This window comes from Microvirga sp. jy35 (assembly GCF_056148915.1).
The window spans coordinates 1-1214 of sequence record NZ_JBWBEW010000116.1; the positions used below are offsets into that span (position 1 = coordinate 1).

At 62.7% G+C, this 1214-nt stretch carries 1 protein-coding gene; it reads left to right on the forward strand.

What is annotated here, in order from left to right; genetic code table 11:
* On the forward strand, positions 1–1214 hold a 1214-nt coding region (locus AC0QTX_RS27460; protein ID WP_474606957.1), incomplete at its 5' end, for an NADP-dependent isocitrate dehydrogenase.

Here is a 1214-nt window from a genome sequence, read left to right on the forward strand (position 1 = left end):
TGGCGAAGATCAAGGTTGCCAATCCGGTCGTCGAACTCGACGGCGACGAGATGACCCGCATCATTTGGCAGTTCATCAAGGACAAGCTGATCCACCCCTATCTCGACATCGACCTGAAGTACTACGACCTCGGCGTCGAGCATCGCGATGCCACGGGCGACAAGGTCACCGTCGAGGCCGCCGAGGCGATCAAGAAATACGGCGTCGGCGTGAAGTGCGCCACCATCACGCCGGACGAGGGCCGCGTGAAGGAGTTCAACCTCAAGGAGATGTGGAAGTCGCCCAACGGCACGATCCGCAACATCCTCGGCGGCGTGATCTTCCGCGAGCCCATCATCTGCAAGAACGTTCCGCGCTTGGTTCCCGGCTGGACCCAGCCGATCATCGTCGGCCGCCACGCCTTCGGCGACCAGTACAAGGCCACGGACTTCAAGGTGCCCGGCAAGGGCCGCCTCACCATGAAGTTCGAGGGCGAGGACGGCACGGTCATCGAGAAGGAGATCTTCAAGTTCCCGGACGCCGGCGTCGCCATGGGCATGTACAACCTGGACGAGTCGATCCGCGACTTCGCCCGCGCCTCGCTCAACTACGGCCTGAACCGCAAGTACCCGGTCTACCTCTCCACCAAGAACACGATCCTGAAGCAGTACGACGGCCGCTTCATGAACATCTTCGAGGAGATCTACCAGAACGAGTTCAAGGCGAAGTTCGACGCCGCCGGCATCCACTACGAGCACCGTCTCATCGACGACATGGTGGCCTCGGCCCTCAAGTGGTCGGGCGGCTATGTGTGGGCTTGCAAGAACTACGACGGCGACGTGCAGTCCGACACGGTGGCGCAAGGCTTCGGCTCACTCGGCCTGATGACCTCCGTGCTGATGACGCCGGACGGCCAGACCGTCGAGGCGGAAGCGGCGCACGGCACCGTGACCCGCCACTACCGCGAGCACCAGAAGGGCAAGGAGACCTCGACCAACTCCATCGCGTCGATCTTCGCCTGGACCCGCGGCCTCGCGCACCGGGCCAAGCTCGACAACAACGAGGAGCTCGCCCGCTTCTCCCAGACCCTCGAGAAGGTCTGCGTGGACACGGTCGAATCCGGCTACATGACCAAGGACCTCGCGCTGCTCGTCGGCGCCGAGCAGAAGTGGCTCTCCACCACCGGCTTCCTCGACAAGATCGACGAGAACCTTAAAAAAGCCATGGCGGCTTAA